17 protein-coding genes and 1 tRNA gene are annotated in these 18,869 nt (G+C 35.8%); 2 read left to right on the plus strand and 16 right to left on the minus strand.

The window, feature by feature from the left end; all coding sequences use genetic code 11:
- Positions 1-102: 102 nt before the first annotated feature.
- The 5 genes from LLY41_RS14350 to LLY41_RS14370 all read right to left on the minus strand — a co-directional run bounded on the left by LLY41_RS14350 (position 103) and on the right by LLY41_RS14370 (position 7,841).
- Positions 103-3,198: a type I restriction endonuclease subunit R gene (locus LLY41_RS14350; protein ID WP_304585703.1), complete on the minus strand. Its 3,096-nt coding sequence runs from the start codon at positions 3,196-3,198 to the stop codon at positions 103-105.
- Entirely contained in the window at positions 3,191-4,483 is a 1,293-nt protein-coding gene (locus LLY41_RS14355; RefSeq protein WP_304585704.1) for a restriction endonuclease subunit S, read from the minus strand. The genes LLY41_RS14350 and LLY41_RS14355 overlap by 8 nt, the downstream gene beginning before the upstream one ends.
- Positions 4,473-5,996, minus strand: coding sequence for a class I SAM-dependent DNA methyltransferase (locus LLY41_RS14360; protein WP_304585705.1), 1,524 nt, complete (start codon positions 5,994-5,996; stop codon positions 4,473-4,475). Before LLY41_RS14360 ends, LLY41_RS14355 begins: the two co-directional genes overlap by 11 nt.
- Positions 5,997-6,324: 328 nt before the next feature.
- Positions 6,325-6,816, minus strand: a complete 492-nt coding sequence (locus LLY41_RS14365) for a hypothetical protein (protein ID WP_304585706.1) — start codon at positions 6,814-6,816, stop codon at positions 6,325-6,327.
- Positions 6,817-6,821: 5 nt separating this feature from the next.
- A complete protein-coding gene (locus LLY41_RS14370; protein WP_304585707.1) occupies positions 6,822-7,841 on the minus strand; it encodes a DUF6731 family protein in 1,020 nt (339 codons plus the stop codon).
- Between the two features lie 159 nt (positions 7,842-8,000).
- Between LLY41_RS14370 and LLY41_RS14375 the strand changes: the two genes are divergently transcribed.
- Positions 8,001-8,198, plus strand: coding sequence for a hypothetical protein (locus LLY41_RS14375; RefSeq protein WP_304585708.1), 198 nt, complete (start codon positions 8,001-8,003; stop codon positions 8,196-8,198).
- Positions 8,199-8,397: 199 nt separating this feature from the next.
- Here the strand turns inward: LLY41_RS14375 and LLY41_RS14380 are convergent, their stop codons facing one another.
- From LLY41_RS14380 to LLY41_RS14410, 7 genes are all read right to left on the minus strand, one after another.
- Positions 8,398-8,985, minus strand: a complete 588-nt coding sequence (locus LLY41_RS14380) for a hypothetical protein (RefSeq protein WP_304585709.1) — start codon at positions 8,983-8,985, stop codon at positions 8,398-8,400.
- 32 nt (positions 8,986-9,017) lie between these two features.
- A complete protein-coding gene (locus tag LLY41_RS14385; protein ID WP_304585710.1) occupies positions 9,018-9,398 on the minus strand; it encodes a hypothetical protein in 381 nt (126 codons plus the stop codon).
- Between the two features lie 2 nt (positions 9,399-9,400).
- Entirely contained in the window at positions 9,401-9,691 is a 291-nt protein-coding gene (locus tag LLY41_RS14390) for a hypothetical protein (protein WP_304585711.1), read from the minus strand.
- A gap of 401 nt (positions 9,692-10,092) precedes the next feature.
- Positions 10,093-10,305, minus strand: coding sequence for a hypothetical protein (locus tag LLY41_RS14395; RefSeq protein ID WP_304585712.1), 213 nt, complete (start codon positions 10,303-10,305; stop codon positions 10,093-10,095).
- A gap of 384 nt (positions 10,306-10,689) precedes the next feature.
- The gene (locus tag LLY41_RS14400; RefSeq protein ID WP_304585713.1) at positions 10,690-11,148 is read right to left on the minus strand and encodes a hypothetical protein; all 459 of its coding nucleotides are present in this window, start codon (positions 11,146-11,148) and stop codon (positions 10,690-10,692) included.
- 444 nt (positions 11,149-11,592) lie between these two features.
- Positions 11,593-12,183 (minus strand): hypothetical protein, encoded by a 591-nt coding sequence (locus LLY41_RS14405; protein ID WP_304585714.1) that lies wholly within the window; start codon positions 12,181-12,183, stop codon positions 11,593-11,595.
- Between the two features lie 637 nt (positions 12,184-12,820).
- Entirely contained in the window at positions 12,821-12,994 is a 174-nt protein-coding gene (locus LLY41_RS14410; protein ID WP_304585715.1) for a ribbon-helix-helix domain-containing protein, read from the minus strand.
- 1,907 nt (positions 12,995-14,901) lie between these two features.
- Between LLY41_RS14410 and LLY41_RS14415 the strand changes: the two genes are divergently transcribed.
- The gene (locus tag LLY41_RS14415) at positions 14,902-15,765 is read left to right on the plus strand and encodes a hypothetical protein (protein WP_304585716.1); all 864 of its coding nucleotides are present in this window, start codon (positions 14,902-14,904) and stop codon (positions 15,763-15,765) included.
- Between the two features lie 400 nt (positions 15,766-16,165).
- Here the strand turns inward: LLY41_RS14415 and LLY41_RS14420 are convergent, their stop codons facing one another.
- The 4 genes from LLY41_RS14420 to LLY41_RS14435 all read right to left on the minus strand — a co-directional run bounded on the left by LLY41_RS14420 (position 16,166) and on the right by LLY41_RS14435 (position 18,752).
- Positions 16,166-16,987, minus strand: coding sequence for an HNH endonuclease (locus LLY41_RS14420; protein WP_304585717.1), 822 nt, complete (start codon positions 16,985-16,987; stop codon positions 16,166-16,168).
- Positions 16,988-17,118: 131 nt separating this feature from the next.
- Positions 17,119-17,370 (minus strand): hypothetical protein, encoded by a 252-nt coding sequence (locus LLY41_RS14425; protein WP_304585718.1) that lies wholly within the window; start codon positions 17,368-17,370, stop codon positions 17,119-17,121.
- A gap of 130 nt (positions 17,371-17,500) precedes the next feature.
- Positions 17,501-18,469, minus strand: a complete 969-nt coding sequence (locus LLY41_RS14430) for a tyrosine-type recombinase/integrase (RefSeq protein ID WP_304585719.1) — start codon at positions 18,467-18,469, stop codon at positions 17,501-17,503.
- Positions 18,470-18,655: 186 nt separating this feature from the next.
- Positions 18,656-18,752: transfer RNA gene (locus tag LLY41_RS14435), tRNA-Sec, on the minus strand.
- Positions 18,753-18,869 lie beyond the last annotated feature (117 nt).

Below are 18,869 nucleotides of genomic sequence, written 5' to 3' on the forward strand. Positions count from 1 at the left end.
CTAATAATTGTTAAGGAATTGTGACAAAAAACCCCCTGCATATTAAAGCAAGGGGATAATCAGATATATTAATAAAGAACCAAAATTATATTTGAACCATCCTTATAAATAAGATGCCATCAGTTCAGCCTGCTCTACCACAGTTTCAACTGCGAACTTTTGGAGATCAGGTGGATATCCATACTTCTTCAATAATCTTCTAACAGTTATCCTCATTTTTGCTCTTGCTGATGAGCGTAAATTCCAGTCAATACTCATATTGTCCTTGATAGCCTTAGTTAGCTCATGAGCAATAGCTTTAAGGGTATCATCACCCATAACTTCTTTAGCTGTTTCATGGGATGATAAGGCATCATAGAACGCTATCTCATCTTGAGATAAACCACTCTCTTCTCCACGTTGATAAGCTTCATTAACTTCCTTTGCAAGCTCGATCAATTCTTCAATAACCTTAGATGTCTCTATGGTGCGTTTATTGTACTTTTGTATAGCACCCTCTAAAAGGTCCGAGAACTTTTTAGCTTGCACAAGGTTCCGACGTTGGATATGTTTCACTTTCCCATTTAATAAACGATTTAGCAGCTCAACTGCCAAGTTTTTATGTGGCAGCGCTTTAACTTCTGCTAAAAATCGATCAGAAAGAATTGAAAGATCAGGTTTATCTAGTCCCAGTGAATCATAGATATCTACAACTTCTTCTGAAATGATTGATTTAGAAATAAGTTGATTTATTTGAGCATCTAGTTGGGCTTGTGTCTTCTTTTTCTTACCATCTGGAAGTAGTTTTATAATCCCTGCCTTTACAGCTTTAAAGAAACCTACTTCTTCATTTAACTCTTGAGCAGCCGGTTCAGTTGAACAAAGAGCAAATGCCTTTCCTAATTCTGTGACAAGCTGAAGGAATTGTTTCTTCTGTTCTTCACCTAGCCCCAACACAAAATCAACAGTTTCAATAATAGCTTTCATACGTTCTGTAGGTTTTTCAGAATTGAATTTGCTGTAGTCGTGTTTATAAAGAATGTCTTGGATCAATTCATACTTCTCTAATAAAATATCTACAGCAACAGAAGTATCAATCCCAGCATTTTCTTTATCGCTATCTGTATATTGATTTAGAGCTTCTTTCAGATTGTCTGCAATCCCAATATAGTCAACCACTAGTCCACCTGGCTTATCCCGAAAAACACGGTTTACACGTGCTATAGCCTGCATTAAATTGTGACCCTTCATAGGTTTATCTATATACATGGTGTGCATTGAAGGAACGTCGAATCCTGTTAACCACATATCACGAACAATAACTAGTTTTAGTGGATCGTCATTATCCTTCATACGTTTGGCTAAGTACTCTCGTCTTCGTTTATTTCCTATAAAAGGTTGCCAGTCTTCTGGATCACTTGAGGAACCAGTCATAACAATCTTAATAACACCTTTATCGTCATCATCACTATGCCAATCAGGACGTAATTTAATGATCTCTTTATACAAATCAATTGCGATCCGTCTAGACATAACGACCAACATTCCTTTACCGAAGATAGCATTCTGTCGGCTCTCATAATGTTTAACGACATCATTGGCTAATCTTTTTAAACGTTCGTTCGCACCTGCTAATGCTTCCAAACGTGACCATTTAGACTTCAGTTTTTCTCGCTCATTTAATTCTTGATTTTCTGTAATCTCTTCATATTCTTCATCAAGACTTAAATCCTCTGGTAAATCTAGCTTGATAATGCGGCTTTCATAGAATATTTTAACAGTCGCCCCATCTTCAACTGCTTGAGTCATATCATAGATATCAATATAATTACCAAAAACAGCAGGAGTGTTCTTATCAGACAATTCGACCGGTGTTCCCGTGAACCCTATAAAAGAAGCGTTTGGCAATGCATCACGTAAATACTTTGCATAACCATATTTAATATTTGCTTCTGATCTTGATTTCTGAACTTGAGCCTCGAATCCATATTGTGAACGATGTGCTTCGTCAGCCATAACAATTACATTTTTCCTATCAGTAAGTGTATCAATTGTTTCCTCTCCTTCATCAGGAGCGAACTTTTGCATTGTAGTAAAAATAATACCTCCGGATTCAACCTTAAGTAGTTCCTTTAAATGCCCTTTATCTTCTGCTTGTTTAGGTGATTGGCGCAAGAGTTCACTTGATTGGCTGAATGTTTGATGTAATTGGTCATCTAAGTCATTGCGGTCTGTCAAAACTACAATGGTTGGATTATTCAACTCCTGAACTAACTTACCTGTGTAAAAAACCATTGATAAACTTTTTCCTGAACCTTGTGTATGCCAAATGACACCGATTTTTCGATCCCCTTCTTCTGATGAGGCTCGCTTTGCTTCTTCAACTGCTTTATTCACTGCATGAAATTGATGATAAGCACCTAATATCTTAATGACTTTCTCTCCACTAACTTGGAACAATATGAAATTTCTGATAATATCAATTAGAGTTTTAGGTCCAAACATTCCCTTAATCAAAACTTCTAGCTGTGGAATAGAATTCGAGGCAATAGACTTACCATCAACAGTTCGCCACATCATAAAGCGTTCTTCATCAGAAGTTAATGTACCGGCTCTCGCGTTTAGTCCGTCACTTATAACCATAAAAGAATTGTACTGAAAAAGAGATGGAATTGTATTTTTATAAGTTTGTAATTGATTATACGCGTGGGAAATTCCTACGTTCTCGTCAGTCGAACTCTTCAATTCAAAAACAACTAAAGGAAGGCCGTTAACAAAAACAATAACATCGGGACGTTTGTTAGTGGAACCTTCTTGGATACTAAATTGATTCAATACCAAAAAGTCATTTTTTTCAGGTTCCTTGAAATCAAATAACCATACCTTTTTAGTTGCATTACGTCCGTCTGATTCTCTAACTTCTATATCTAAACCATCAGTCAACATTTTATGAAATGCCTTGTTGTTCAATAATAGGCTAGGATGTTGGGGGATAGTAAGCTTCCTAATCGCTTCTTCAATAACTTGGAAAGAAACCCCTTTGTTGATCCTAGAAAGGGCATCAGTAAGACGCCCCTTTAGGATTACTATTGAAAAATCTTCACGTTCAGAAGATTCCCCACCGGGAGAAAGATCGGGTCCATATGCAATTTCATAACCTAATTCCTGAAACCAATCGAGAGTTGCTTGTTCCAATTCATCCTCATTGAATCTAAACATTTAATATCTCCTCCTTTTCCAAAGGAATTTGTATTTCTCCGGAAAGAAGTTTTGGAATTAACGTATTCCTTAAACTTCGAAATACTTGATTTTCTCTTATTAAATTCAGTTGTAGATCTACAAGATGCTCTAGGATTTTATAATTCCCATCAAAAAAACCTTTTTCTGGTAATGCAAATTTAAATAACGAAATTTCCTTAAAAGTAATTTGTGGAAAAGTTCCTGATCTGGACTCTGCCGCTCGTTGTAATTGTTCAATAGTCTTAATATTTTTCAAAAACAAATATAGACACTTGCTTGAAAAAATTTCCTGTTTTGTCCTTAAGACCATTAGTTTTGTTGAGACAACATAATCTTTTGCATCAAAATCTACATATGCGAATCTCTTATTGGCAGGTCGAATTTCGCTATATAAAATATCATCTTTTTGGATTAATTTTTTTGCCTGTCCTGGCATCTGACTTGTATCAGAGTAATTAGAATGAAGAAATTCACCTTCTAATATATCGGAGGTATTTAAAAATATGGCTTGCTTCTTCTCTTTCTTTTTAATCGATTGAGAGATATTATCCACCAATTCGTTAAGAGACCATATTTTCCAACCTTTTGGTATCTTACCTAATTCACTATCAACCATGTCTCCTTCAGATGATTTGTACTGTTTCCCTTCCTCATTCGGGAACTCGAAATTTATAAACCAATTTTCAAATAATGATTGTGCTATAGATTCTAGTTGGTCAATAATTTCCTCATTAGCTCTCAACTTTGAGTTGATATTATAGTGTAAATCACCAATAAACTTCTGAACTTCCATAGGAGGCAATATTAATTTTGTTTTTAATAATTCCGGTTGTCTTATTCCTAAGACAGTAGTGCCAGTTGCACGGGCTTCTAATTCATATCTAAAGAAACTTGACTGTGCGAATGCTGCAAGAAATTTAGGGTATAATACCTCTTTTTTTGGTCTGATTGCAAATAGTCTTTGGCTAAGAACAATTTTTTCATCACTATCCCAAAGTAACGATTCACCTAATGGGCCTTCAGAAGTTAATAAAAGATCCCCTTTAATCACTTCTTCTTTCATCCACTTTCGATATAATTCTTCACTTAAGTATCGTATGGAATCTTTATTAACCAACTTTTGTTCTTTAATATTTTTAGCCGAAAGAGCCCTATATCCATCTTTGACTTCTGACCAATCGCCACCTAGCTTTTTTGGTGTCTTACCCCTGTAGTCAATAACAAGTTCAACGCAGTCCCCTAATGTTTTAATGTTATATTTCATATCCGATCCCTTTCAACATTTCTCTAATTTTATCCTCTAATGTCTTAGATTTTAATAATTGCTCAGAGAGACCACTTGTTAATCGGATCATTTTTTCTTCAAACGGTTCATCTTCTTCATCAATTTCTTCTATACCAACATACCGACCAGGAGTTAGGATATATTCATGATCTCTTATTTCCTCAATAGTGGCAGATTTACAAAAACCGGAAATATCTTCATAAACAAGCTTGTTTGTACCACGCCAAGCATGAAACACATTAGATACCTTTTTTATATCTTCTTTACTTAACTCTTTATGGGTACGATCCGCCATAAAACCTAAATTACGACCATCAATGAAAAGTAATTCTCCTTTTCTGTCTCGCTGACCTTTAGCAGACTTATTTCGTGTAACGAACCATAAACAAACAGGGATTTGAGTTGAGTAAAACAATTGACCTGGTAAAGTGACAATACACTCAACAAGATCTGCATTCACTAGGTTTTTCCTTATTTCGAATTCGCTTATATTACTAGTTGATATGGAACCATTGGCAAGTACAAATCCAGCAGTACCGCTGGGGGCAAGTTTGGAAACCATATGTTGTATCCAAGCGTAGTTCGCGTTACCTTCTGGTGGCACCCCAAAATTCCATCTAGGGTCTTCCTTTAATCTATTACCTCCCCAATCACTTACGTTGAAAGGTGGATTAGCTAAAATATAGTCAGCTTTTAAACCTTTGTGTATGTCATTATGGAAGGTATCTGCATTATGTTTACCTAGATCACCATCAATCCCCCGAATAGCCAGATTCATCTTCGCTAATCGCCAGGTTGTAGGGTTAGATTCCTGCCCATAAACAGCGATATCACCTAGTTTCCCTTGGTGTTCTTCAACAAACTTTTCTGATTGAACGAACATACCGCCTGAACCACAACAAGGGTCATAAATTCTTCCCTTATAGGGCTCAACCATCTCTACAAGCAGCTTAACAACAGAAGATGGTGTATAGAACTCTCCCCCGTTCTTTCCTTCCGCGCTTGCAAATTTACTTAAGAAATACTCATAAACGCGGCCTAATACATCCTGGGAGCGGCTTTCCTTATCCCCAACTTTAAATGAGAACAGGTCAATTGTTTCACCAAGACGAGTTTTATCAAGAGAAGGCCTTGCATAATCTTTAGGCAGCACGCCTCTTAATGAGGTGTTTTCCTTTTCGATTGCTAACATAGCATTATCAATAATCTGACCAATTTCAGGCTTTTTAGCATTGTCCTTTATGTAGCTCCAACGAGCTTCCTTTGGAACCCAGAAAATGTTTTCTGCTTCATACTCATCCTTATCTTCCGGATCCGCCCACTCATCCTCTGATAGTTCCATATGTTTCTCTTCAAATGCATCTGAAACGTATTTTAAGAACAAAAGTCCTAGAACAACATGTTTATATTCGGAGCTATCCATGCTGCCCCTTAATTTATCAGCCATTAACCATAGCTTTTCCTCAAAACCTACATTTGCTGTTGTAGCCAAATAAAACACTCCTTTTTCCCTAAACTAATACTATTGTAATAGACTTCCATATATTTAGGAAGCGTTTGTCCTTGGTAATTCTAATTATAAAGGTACTTTATGAGCTCCATCCCACATCATTATGTATGTTGATTCTATTTGTTTCTTTGATCCGTTGTAAAACTGATAAATCTTATACTCTCTATTTTCTTTAACATAAGTCGTTTTGACTCAACCTTTTTCAATTAGAATTCGTCAAAATATGACAACAACCTCTAAATAATTAGTAATAATTTGTGATAATAAAAAGCCCCTGTTAGAAACAAGGGCATAAGAGTTTTAAAATAAGTTACTGTCTGCGAGCTCTTGTGGGGATATTAAAGTTTTTTACAATAATATCAGTAACTAACTTAACTGAAACAAATGAACCAATACACATAGGAAAAAAGAATATAAACCAAATACCCACTCCAACAGCTGAAAGATATTTATTCGGAGATGGAGGCAAAAAGTTAATAATGATTGAAATAACAACCACTATTAAACCGTAATTTATCTGATTCCTTAGACTTATGTATAACTTTTTTTGAAATGAAGGAAATATTTCTCTTAATCGAATAAAGGCAGGGCTTTCCTGTAAAGTAATAATTAATGTTAGAAAAACACCGTTTACACCAATTACGATTGAAGCGAATGTTACTATATTCCCAGTGACAGACCGAATGTTTACAATAAAACCTTGTTGATATAAATATCCAACCAAAACACCTGCTATAACCGAAAGGTAGATATTGTATTTTTCCCACACTTTTTCAAAATGGTCATATAAATTTAACTCCATTACAATCACTCCGGTCCGATTGGCATTAATACCCTCCGTATATCTGGTCTCCTTTGATCATATGCTGTTTCTAAAAAAGTATTACAAAGATACTCATGAGCAACAGTTGTTCTTGGTGCAATTTCAATTGTGATTCTATCAGTCATTCTTGGTTCCAATAAATTTATCGTCTCAATTTCTGCTTCTTCATTTTCCAAAGCGGTAAGCTCAATTTGAGGCCTATGTTCTTCGGGAAGTTCAGTGTAGACTTCTATCAATTCTCTTATCCTAAGATCATTTAATGAGGCCGTTCTTTCTGCTCTTCCTAAAGAGATTGTTAAGTCTATATTCACTCCAGCTACTTCGTTTAATAGCCTTCTAGCATCACCTAACATACTTTGTTCTCCAAGCTCTGCATCTAGCATTACGTTTGAACCCTTAATACGAACTTTTTTGTAATAGTCAGCCCTTATTACTCTTTGAATTTTTGATCTATCTATAATAGGAGCTAGTCTTACTACCAAAGGTATTTCATCTGCTCTTCCGGTATCGTCCAAATATCTGAACCTTAATTGGGTCAATACGTTTTCAGTTTGTCTAACCGACAATCCATATAAGTTAGATTGTAGAGCCACTGAATTATATACATTATCATAAATTACTGAAACGAACTCACCGATAAACTCATCTTGTTCTAATAATATCTCTTCTTTTATTTCTCCAAACCTTTTCTTTGAAGGAATATTTTTATCCCTAAGTTTTGATAATTGAAAGCTATATAGATTTCTTCTATCATCATACAGGTATGAATCAGTTTCAATTTCAGCGTATTCATCCCCCATTTCAACATTCGTATCAAAAGTATCTCGATGTGTCATTAAATAATCTAGAAAAGGAGCCATGTTCCAAACATCAGCAACATCTTGTTCATCTTCATCATTAAATCGAATATCTTGATAACCCTCTACTAATTCTTCCCTTAATGCTATTGGTGCAGGTACTAATTGAACCTCGAAATAATTAAATCTTACATATTTTCTAGCCATGAAATTATCCCCCTAGTAAATAATTGAAAAAATATCCTTTTTTTATTATAATACCAAAATCTCTAACAAATTTAAGAAAAAAAGGTGAAATTAGTTAATATTGAAGGTTATAAAATCGCTCCTATATGATAGAAGAAACACGGAAAAGGAGTGATAAAGTTGGCAAGAAGGAAATATACAAAACAACAGTGGACCACCTGCAAATTCGTAGGCAAAGGGGAAGAAGATTTAATTGACATTGTAAAGAGGCAATTTGTTAGGTACGTAAATGAACAGTACGGCTACCCGGTAATCGGCTTGAAAGATGACATAATAAAAGAACATTTTAGGGAAGGCTATAGGAAAGCGAAAAAATAACCAAAAAAGACCCAATCGATTTACGATCAGGCCTTTTAAGGAGAAACCACGCTGTGGGTATTTGTTTTTTTAAGTGTCTGTTTCCGCAAACACTATTTATATTAATCAAGTACGGGAGTTCTGTAGACACTTCACGTTTGAAAGGGGGCTTCCACCTGCCTTTCTAAAGTAGATTTTTTGGTGAACTCCCGGTCCTGAATTAATCGATGGAATAGGTTTTTAATTCAGGTAATTCTCTTGTAGCGACCTTGATTCCACTTTTAAGTATCATGTCATGAAATTTTTCAAGCAACTCTGCAAATTTAATTTTAGAAACACCGAAATCAACTTCACGACTCGCATAATCTCGATGGATTGTTACTACAGGTTGCAAGATATTAATATTGATTCTCTCTTCACGCTTAACGATATTGATGAACTCATTGATAACGGAGAGTTCTTTTTCTTTAATCTCACCACCATGTAAATTCAAGTCATATAGGCTTATCTTACTTCCGTAACCTTCAACTTTTACTCCATGTGATTCAATCTCTTCAATGACTTTCTGTCTTCGAAACCGATCTCTTGCGATTCTCTTGAGATCATTGATTTTCAAGTTAGCTTCCTGTAGGAAATAACCTAACTTTCTATTTAAATCGTAGTCAAGATCAAGCGTTCCCCATTTTCCGTTGTAATCAGATTCGTTATTTCTTAACCAATTAACTAAACCTTTTGCTATGTTTTTGTCAGGAATTTTGTGCCCGTGCTTATAATTCCATTCCAGTAATTCGTTGTATATTTTATTCATTTTTCCATTCTCCTTTAAGTTACTTATTTTTATTACAATCCCTTAAGCCAATCTGTTTCTCTCTTTAAGTCCTCAAATTTCTCCGAAGGACTTTTATAATCGTCACCTAATAACTTCTTCATTTCTTGGCGATGCTTCATTTCTTCTCGTCTGTTTCTATCCAACTTCCTATCTAATACATCGATACCATCAAGGAATGATTCTGAAATCCGCTTGCCGCCATTTATATCCGGATTAGGCTTTGCTGCTTTTTCAGTTTCCATTTCTACATCAAGACCATCCAACCAAGCGCCCTCATAACCACGGGTTTTTATTGGAATTTTAGTATCAGATTGAAAGCTTATTCTTCCATCTCTCTCTGCAAACTTTTTGATATCTGCAAGAGAATATTTCTTACCAAGTTCATATTTCATGTTTACTCGTCCCTTTGTTTATATTTTTTAAATGCTTTGTCATCAATTATGAAGAAATTTCTATTTTTCGTTTCATCTTTAACAATACTGATACCTCGCTCACGCAACTCATTTAAGAATCTTGCGTGTTTAATATAGAAATCAAAGTTCTGATAACTTAAATTGAAAGCCTGTCTTATTTCGCTCGCTTTGGTGTCTTGCCCCTTGATCAATTTATTACCCACAACTATTTTCAGCACTGTGTCGGCCATCTGCCGCCTTCTTTTATCTGCCGCAACAGAGTTCTTGTTCATTTTTTCACCTACCAATATTAGATATTTATATGTATCAATTTAATTATTTCAAAAAAGGGAGAGGCCTCCACACTGACCTCTTGAGAATATAAGGAGAATTACAAAAATGTTTTGGAAATAATTTTTAATCACTCAACCACAAAAAGGAGCGGGAAACCAGGTGAACTAAGCCTAATTTCCCTAAAGTTGTAATTGAACAAGCTACAAGGTATAGGAGTTATCCAAAGCTCCCTTACCCTTGTGTAACCATTAGTATCAAATTGATAACTTTTTTTCTCAAAATGCTTAAATAATGTTTTATAAAAATATTGCTTTCTTAATTTTCCTATGTCTAGGTCGAACTTTTTTCCACGACATGATCTTACCTTCGCGCAACAATCTTATAGAATATGTAAGGTCACTCAATACGTCCGCATAGTTCCGTGCGTTAGTTTGAATGTTATTCTCTTGTAACCTTTAAACACCCTGTCAACGTCCTCATATGGCTTATTAGGTATGCTTAAAATAAAGGTATTCCGTTTGCGGTCAACTTCCACATTATCGATGATGATCCAATCCGTTTCTAATACTAATAAAGCGACTAAAAATATATCTCCCGTTGTAATTTGCTTCATTATTTCGCCCTCCTAAACTCTCTGCTAATAGAATCTATAAATTTGATTTCCTTTAATCTTGTTTATGATTGTCTTTCCGGTAATGTAGCTTGCTTCAGGCCTTAGCCAAGGATAAAAGGTTGGGGGTGACCAGGTTAGTATAGACCCATGTGAATACTTCCACATACCCTGCTATAACTTCAGCACACCATATGTTCTCATGGACCAACTTTGGACTGTCCGATTATAAGGGAGCCGCCAGCGAGGGTAGGGCTTCTTTCCAGCCTCCTTTGTACGCACTCAATTTTTTGAGAATCTACTTTTGCTTATCATTTTTGGGAAGCAAATTATCCCCTTCTGATCATTCCTAAACCTTTTTCCTGAATAAGGCCGGCAGTGATTCAACTATTCCTGTTCCTCAAATACCATGAATAATCCATTTTCAAGTACCTTGGTTATTCCTTGTTCTTCAGCGTATTTATTCATGACTTCATATGCTTTTTCATTTGAACCATAAGTATTTAGATCAACAAAGGATTCCGGGACGTATGCTATTTCTAAATCAACCTTGAAACGTGATAGCGAGTTATGAGCCATTTCAGTAGCTTCATCAATCGTTATATAGCTATTCAATACACAATCGGCCATATCGGTTATAAATATATGGACTTTTTCCTCGATTTCAGCGTTTTCGTATTCAGAAAGACCGTATAGTTCCATTACATTTTCGTATTGGGTCATAATGATGTAATTTCTTCGACACCATAAGGAAGAAAATTGTTTTGGCTCGCCAATCTCACAAATTATTTCTTTCATTGCTACAATCGTTCCAATTAAATTTTCCATCACTTTTTTGTTAGTCATTTTTTATTCCTCCATTTTTTTAATTTGTTGGTTAAAGTTTTCCATTTCAATGACGATTTCCTCAATTTTTTCTATTCCCTTGGGATTAGTACAAAGATAAACTTCTTTGCTGCAAACCTCTATCCGTTTGTGTTCATGGGCAAATCTACAATAGATACAATGTTGGATCATCGGAGTACCTTCTTCCTGATAGTTGATTAATTGGTGATCGTGGTATATAATTGATAATGGATAAGTATATACATGCTAGAAAATGCCGATTAAATCATTAACCGCATATTTTCTTCATCTCCCATTTCTCCAATCTGTGTGAGTAGCGTAGCGCTCACTTTTATTTAAATTTAACTTATTCCATCTAACTTATTTAGTATCACTCATCAGTGATTAGTCCTTATCACAGATCAGTGAATAGGAGTAAACACAGATTAGTGATTAGTGGTTAAATTAAATTTCAAACAAAATAGATTCATCATTTTTTTTATCTTGAGCTTTATAAAACAGAGGCAGATAATAATCGGTTTCGGCTCCTTGGTAAAGTCTCTTTTTGTATATCATTAATCCTTCATTACATAAGATTTCTTTCAAGGTTTTCAGTCTGTTTACACTAACTCTTAATGTAGATATAATGTTTTCGTCACCAGGGAATGCCCATTCTTTCAACCTCTTATCTACATTTTTGTTTTCTCCGTGAAAAGTCCTGGAGTGGAGAAATAATAACAAAGTTATCGCATCTCTTCCGTTGTTAACTCCGTATTTATCAATCATTTTAGGCATTTCTTCATGAAAGAGATTAGTAGGGATCAGCATATGTGACATCCCATAAACATTATCTTGCTGTCTCTTTCTAACTTCAGCGATTTTTTCAAACCCATCAAACCCTTCTTTTGGTTTCCTCCAATTTTTCCGACCTTTTTTCTTTTTTTGTTTAACGTATTTCTTGATGTATTTCTCGTCTTTGGTAATCTCATACTTCCAATAATCTAGTGACATCTGATAAGAATCATAATCAATAACATCATTCTGACTAATTTCCATATCCGACTATCCCCTTCCGTCTAACAGACAGCGTGTTTTCTATTTCTCCATGATTGGAGATAGGAGTCTAACTCTTCACTTTTTTCGAAGCATAGGTACGCTTTTTTGGTTATGCTATGAACACCACAATCGATTACTTTGAAATCATTTGCCACTAAAAACTTTTGAACGTTTGGACTATAACAATAGAACACTTTATTTTTCGCGATTGTACCTTTCATTTTTCAATCATCCCCTTTTACCATATCGTTTGTATTAATAATTTTCCCCTTATTTGTAACCTCTGATACCGATTAGCAATGTTTTTTTAAGATTTTTGTAGAAAATAGTTTTGATATATTAGCATTAACTTTTTTCTTCATTATATGGCCATTATGATCGGGAAAAGGTAACAATCGGGGCCTGAATTAGGAAAAAGAATCATCTGTAGACAGGGCAACATAAGACCTGGAACCACAACCTTTCCCCTTTGTTGGTTAAGGCAGCTAATACTTATCGCAATAGAAATTTACTAAGCGCAGGTAACAATCGATGCATGAGGTTATATAGTGCATTGACTCTTCACCTCTTCTTGCCTGGACCAACCGTTTTATAATGGAAGTTGATTTCTTGTCGCAATAATCACACCTACATGGTTTTAATAACACCCCTTTATCCTCCTTTGGTGATGTTTTAAGAGCAGTTCAACCGCCTGATCGAGCAATTTAGATTTAGGAATGCCTGTATCTTTATGAAGCTGATCCAATTCGCTTACCAGGTCGTTTCTTAAGGTACTTGAAAAATACTGCCGGTTCTTAAGCTTAGTTTTCATCTCTATTCCTCCTATGGTGGGTTGCTTATATAAGAATTAGTACCGGAATGTACATGGAAAAACGCATATTATTTTTGATATTTTTTTGTGTTATTTCCTCGACCCCATTTATCGAGTGTTTTTCGAGCATTTTTTCGAACAAAAAACAGTAATTTCAAGCCTTCCTCGACAATTTGCATTCTATCAACAGAGGTTATACGGGGAATGAATTATTTTGATATATGTGTAAGAGACAGAATTATTTCAGGGGATCGATTAATGTAGCATAAATGTTGTATTAAGGATAATACCTTGATTCGGTATTTTAACTTTTGGAGATAATTAGTTTTGATGTTTGAGGAGTTGGTTTAGGGTAGTTAAATATATGGAGGGGAGTAGTCGAACGCTTGCGCTCTGTTAATATACGGGGGCCATTTAAAAAAAATAGAGCAAATTGTTTTGATATGGGGGCCTTTTCAAACCTCCCATATTCACTATTTAAGGGGGTACCTGCTTTCCCGGTTCAGATAATTACGGGGGGGCATACACATTCACCAGATTGACAATTTCCAAGCCCTACCCTATTTTCAATATAGGAGATTTAAAGTCGTATATCGAACGATATAGGGTTTCAAGTTACGGTAAGATCAAGATGACGGGTTTTGGTTATGGCTTATTTAAAATGACAAAATTCGAGGTTAGTCAAAAATCGAATTGACCTTTCCAGGGGTCCGATTCCTCATACAACTTTATGCAACAAAGTGTCTTTTCACAAACTTGCAAATCGTCCACAAACCCCGTCAAATCAACATTTGTATAAAATCACGTATAATTGATAAAACACCAACTTTGTGAAATCCCTTTACATCAATACTTATGCAACTCTCTAACTTCCTAAAAGAATGATTATGTAAACTAAATATGAATACGCAATACAAAATCCTGTATATATCCACCTGATACTTACTCACCTTTGGGCCTGTTAGCAACTATCACACTCACTCCATTTCATCTGTTAATACCCCGTCAGATAAGAGAGAGTAAGTAGCTGATCCTTAGTTGGTTGACACCATATTAATAAATTAATAATCAATCATCAATCGTTGTTTGCTTTGAGCGCTGATGAAGCGGCCGTCAAGTGAGCGAGTGAACAGCGAGCAATGAGCAATGAACAATGATTAATACACTTATCTCCTACCAATTCCACCTATACAAGCATATAAATAATGTGCAATAAATAGCAAATACTCAAGCAAATTATGCAAAAGTCACTCATTGTTGGCTGTTTGTTGGTCAGTCAATTGCTCGCCATTCAACTGCGATATAACCATGAATTGGCCTCATATTTGCCTGTATGCCGAACGATATGAACTGATCGAAGGAAACTCTTTCAAGCGCAATAAACACGCTTAGAATTGACTCCTGGATGCTTGAGCCACCGAACACAGCGAACAACGACCCGACCCGGCCCGGCCGCCGCGCGCAGTCTTCACCCCCCAAGTCTTTGTATAGGTCAGCTGTTAAATACACGGAGAAATTTGAAAACAACCCAAAACACCGACAAACTTCGACAAATAAATTATCAAAAAACGTCACATTAATTAGGATTAATTGTAAAACAACTTAAAATAAACAACTTCATAATAGGGTTACTATATGAAAAAGTTATGGTACCGGGTATTCTACGAAGTTCAACTTTGTGATGGGCATATAGTGGCTAATCACCTTCTCTCTCTCACCAGGGGGTGTTTTTCCATTCTGATTCCCAAATGACTTCCAACAGAAAATGACTTCTAAATATAGAAACAGAGCAAAAATAACACTATTCGTAATTACTTAATTAGATATTTTACGAAATGAGAAAATAGCCATTCAATCAGATACTAATTCTTTTTAGAAACACAAAACTAAAAAGGAGACTGATTCAGATGGCGAGAGTAGAAAAGAAGCAATTCATTATCGATAGTAAGGTATTGTTCGGACGTAGATGCGCGAAATGCCTAGTTAACAAGCCGTTCGAAGAATTCGGAGTCAATAGGAATGCTAAATTTGGAGTAACTGCACATTGTTTAGACTGTAAAGGTTACAAAAAACGCAGTGGTAGGTACATACCACTTGAAACGAAGATAATTAATGGACAAGAGGTAACTATTAAAACTTGCCGCAGATGTAAACAACCTAAAACTCTTGATCAATTCAATAAGCGCAAAGATGGTGCTGGTGAAGTACATGCTGAATGTAAAGAATGCCTAACGCGTAGGGTTATAGATAACCTAAAGAAATTACCTACTGAGCAAAAAAGAGAATACAACACTATACACAGACTAAGGGAAACTCTGAAAGGAAAAAGAAAAACAACTCCAAAAGACTTAACAAACCAATTTGAATTAAAGCACTTAAAAGTTATCAAGAAAAAATTTCCTACCTGCGCGATTACTAACTTACCTAATCCCGAACTAGAACACTTTATTCCTGTCGGCATAGGACACGGAGGTAATTATCCAGGGAACATATATAGATTTAACCGCGACTTAAATTTGGATAAAGGAGCAAAAAACCCTTTCGTGTGGAAAAAGGAAATTGAAAACGAATCTTGGTTCAGGGAAGATAAATGGAACAAACTTATTGATTACTTAGCGAAAGAAAATGGATTAACTTTAAATGAATTTGAGTCATTCGTAAATTGGTGCTTTGATAATCCTAGAAACGAAGATGACATGAAAGATAATATTGCGAATGGAATAGAATACAACAGTCTAAACGAATGGAAGAAGTCTATGGGCCGGGAATAATCCTGGTCTTTTTTGTTTTAAATTAACTTGACCGAAACAATCCTTCGAATAGGTTCCGAACTGTTCGCAACGATGCTCCGAGGGGTCCTTATAAAATGAGTATCCTTAAAGGTGTAAATATCGCTTACTGCCTTTTCATCCTCATCAACCTGACACATCTATTGGTTTCCGGGACTGCATCAGAACATTATAAAGACCATCTTCAGGTAGCATGATAAATTCCCGTTTTTGACCTGAATGTAATATTGTTACTTTCAGCTTTTCTTCATATCAATAGATTTTAACATGTTAGTTGTATGGGTATGCTCAATCCATTCAGCGACATCTTTAGCATAAGGTAGCGATGAAATGTCGCCACCATAAATTTATCCAAGAGAAAAAGGGCCTATTGTATGGCCCTCTAACTCATTGCTCTTTGCTGAAGTTTCCGAACATCTTCTGGGAGATTTAATGAATGCATTTTCCTGTGGCAATTAGGACAAATGGCAATGGTATTTTCTATCGTGTCATCTCCCCCGTTTGCCAACCAAATGATATGATGCGTTTCCAAATAAGGTTTGCCCTTCTTATCTTTAAACGGGGCAGGTTGATTACATAGTTGGCAGATACCATTTGCCTTTCTCTTCGCGTATTCAGTAACGTAGGCGTTTCTTTCAAAACCACTCCCCGACACCGGCCGTGTACCAGGTTTCTTAGGAGCGTACTTAGCCCTCTTTTTTAATTCTTCATCACTAAGGCGCTTTGCTTTTCTCTCTTGAAACTCTTCCTTCGCATTCAATTCTGAAATAGGAACTATAACCTCGGGTTGACCCTCTTTTACTTTTAACGGGAAAACGTAAACCGTACGCGGAATTCCATTTTTATCAGGTTGTATTTCTTCATAAGGTTCTCCTGCCAAGTAAACCTCCCCAATATATTTATAACGGCCGGCAAGAAAGACCTCAAATAAATACAACGTTACACCATTTGTATTGGAGTTGTTTAGTGTCTTGTTTTGAGCATAGTCTAAACTTTGATCCCCTTCTAACCCCATACCTGTATAATGAAAAACATCCCCAATCCAACGATCTTCATATGTTGCTTTTGTGTGATCAGAAACTAGTATAAGAGCGTTGGCGTATTTCGATCTTCTCATGCCGCTTGATACAGCCACTCTAAAAGTATCCATTAAGCCTTTATTATTTAATTCATCCGAAGGTTTTAATCCGTGGTTAAATGTCATTTTCAAACCTCTCTTGATATATTTATATGGATATATTTTACTATACATCACAACGTTGGTGATCCCTATTTATAAAATTTTGTAATATCATATAATCATACAAAAAGAAACCACCAAAAAAGTATACCTTCTTATTTTTTATTGATCCGAAGTGCCCCAACCAAGTTATGTACGACTTCAAGTCCTGCAATGAACAACGTCATTCCGATCAGACGGTCAGAAATAAACGGATCATTCGGTATAACTGCATCTAAGTAAACAAAAATTCCAAACAATGCATATGCAAAAAACTTTAAAATTAAACAGATAAGGTTCAATGTCTGACTGAAACCACTCTCTTTTACGGAATCAATCACATCAAAAATAAAATCTAAAATCTTCAAGAAAACTCCCCCTAAAATAGTAAAATTGGCTTACAATTACTTTATATAATATTAATTTTAAAAAACCTATACCTGATAACATGTTTTTTTAAAAAAGAGAGTGAAAACCACTCCCTCTTAAAATTGACTATTAAATTCTATTTAAGGGGCTAAATGAATTGTGCTGACGTTTCACATCTGAATTAGTCATCTGAATATATTTACGAACCATACTCATATCACTGTGGCCTAATATCTTTTGTAAGCTAAATGGATCGCCTCCATTCATTACATAAAACAAGGCTCCTGTATGTCTTAAAGTATGTGGTGACACCCTTTTATTTTTAATACCTGCCCTATCGCCATACTCCATCATATTCCTTCTGAAGGTGTTTGCAGTTAATTTCCGGCCGTCATAAGTTAAGAACAAAAGCTCCGATCCAAAGTCCTCTGTTTCTGCCATATATTCAGTTAGAAGTTTTATTGATTTGGAAGATAAAGGAACAATACGAGCCTTTCGTGTCTTTGTATCCATCGCTTCAAGCTGAATAAATCCTGCCTTTAAATCAACGTTTCTTCTCTTGATCTCCAACAACTCTGATATACGAACCATTGTATCCAGGAGGACCAATATCATTATTTTATCTCTGTAAGATGCATAATACTGATCATCTATAGATGAAATGAGCAACTTAACCTCGCCAGGGGTCAATGATTGAATGGTATCCTCCGGTACTTTTATTGGCTTGAACTTTTCGTGAATAGGCTCATTAATGTAACCTTCTGTATAGCAGAAGCGCATGAAAGCACGGATAGTCCGGACTCTAAGATTAACTGTCATTGGCTTGAGCCCTTTATCATGGATCATGAAAGCTAAGTATTCACGGAATAGATCAATAGAGATTTCATCTGATGGTAAGTCTCCTTCTAGGAATTCATAAAAGTACCGAAAATGGGTTTGATAATCCTCGATAGTTCTCTCTCCTAATCCCTCTGATTTCTTTACCACCATAAATCTTTCAAACATTTCAACTAAGGTTAGGTCTAAATCTACCTTCCGTTCCTGGCTACGGCGGCCTCTCCTTATTGTTTTCCGGTTGTTAAACAGATTTCTCTCCATAAAAAAACACTCCTTATCGTATAAAAAATTAACGATTAGAAGTGCGTTAGTCCCTTATGTATTCCGTTTCCGGTCCCCTACGTACTCCCGTATTTATTGGTCGAAATACGTGTGAGTTGTACCTGGGAGTAATTAATGGCTTCAAAAGTTAAATTGCCTATAAAACGTTGATCCAATAGGCTTTTTTGGCGGGACTGCCTGGGAATCGAACCCAGCTAACCTGGCACGCAGGTCACAAGCGGTTTTGAAGACCGTGGAGGGCACCAGCACCCCAATCAGCCCCGTAAAGACTCTTCCTATTATAAGGGCTAACGGAGCTGCTTTCAAGACTTATGCCTCCTTTCTTGTCGTTTCTCGGGACAAGGCTTATAATAAGAACAGGAAAATATGTGTGTAGGTG

This window comes from Cytobacillus firmus (assembly GCF_023612095.1).
Lineage (GTDB): Bacteria > Bacillota > Bacilli > Bacillales > Cytobacillaceae > Cytobacillus.